General features: G+C 58.1%; 1 protein-coding gene. It reads left to right on the top strand.

Features of this window, described 5'->3' with window-relative positions; genetic code table 11:
* Nucleotides 1-106 precede the first annotated feature (106 nt).
* Entirely contained in the window at nucleotides 107-1006 is a 900-nt protein-coding gene (locus JV551A3_RS01735; RefSeq protein WP_133978254.1) for a LysR family transcriptional regulator, read from the top strand.
* The last annotated feature ends 259 nt before the right edge of the window (nucleotides 1007-1265 follow it).

Below are 1265 nucleotides of genomic sequence, written 5' to 3'. Positions count from 1 at the left end.
TCGTCCGCCGGGACAAACGAGGATTGCGCACCATTTAGTGATAATTTGTCACTTCGTAAATCGGCAAAACGCCATATTGACGGCCTGACGAGTGAGGTTGACGTACATGCGTCGCAAGATCCCCAGCACCACCGCCCTGGTATGCTTCGAGGCAGCGGCGCGCAACGAGAGCTTTACCAAGGCCGCCCAGGAACTTGCCCTGACCCAAGGCGCCGTCTGTCGGCAGATAGGCGGCCTGGAGGCCTTCCTTAATGTGGAACTGTTCCGCCGCTCGCGCCGCGGCGTGAAGCTGACCGAGGCCGGACTGTCCTATAGCCGGCAGGTAGCCGCCCAACTGGACGCGGTAGAGCGCGATACCTTGTCGGTAATGCGCCAGCAGGGCGCGAACGTGATCGAGCTGGCCGTGGTGCCCACATTCGGTACCCAATGGCTCCTACCGCGGCTCAAGGACTTCCAGCAGCGCCACCCGGAGGTCACCGTCAACCTCACCAACCGCACCCGGCCATTCCTGTTTGCCGACACCACCTTCGATGCCGCTATTTATTTCGGCGATGCCGACTGGTCCGGCACGCAGTCGCACCGGCTGATGGGGGAAAACCCGGTACCGGTGTGCAGCCCGGCGCTGCTGGACGGGCAGGGCGCACTCGATGCCCAGCGCATTGCCCAACTGCCACTGCTGCAGCAGAGCACGCGTCCCTATGCCTGGCGGCAATGGTTCCGCAGGCTAGGAATGAATGTGGAACGCGACATGACAGGCCCGCGCTATGAACTATTCTCGATGCTCGCCCAGGCGGCCATGCATGAGATGGGCATCGCCCTGATTCCGCCGTTCCTGATACAGCGCGAGTTGGAGGAGGGTAGGTTGGTGGTCGCTAACAGGCATGCCCTGAGTAGTGACAAGGCCTACTATCTGATGATTCCGGAGCGCAAGGTTGAGTCGGCTTCGCTGCGCGCCTTCCGCGACTGGCTGGTAAGCCAGGCCCAGGCATATACGGCAAAGACATGACAAAGCTGACTTCGTAGTCAATTATTTTTAACACCTACAGATATATGTATTTGTCGCATCCACATAAACTGTTATGCAGATGCAAAAATCCCCTTTTACCCTGCTTACGGCGCGGCTTTGCCGGTTATTTTGCGACATTCACGAAGCCATAAGCGAATTGACCGCAAATTTTTTGTTTTTTTCTCCTAATCTGCCAATAGCCCATGTTTGACGGGCCGCAGCCTGACTGTTGCGACATACGGTCACAGGGTGACTTGTA

Source organism: Pseudomonas inefficax, assembly GCF_900277125.1.
GTDB lineage: Bacteria > Pseudomonadota > Gammaproteobacteria > Pseudomonadales > Pseudomonadaceae > Aquipseudomonas > Aquipseudomonas inefficax.
This window is presented reverse-complemented; position numbering and strand designations above follow the sequence as displayed.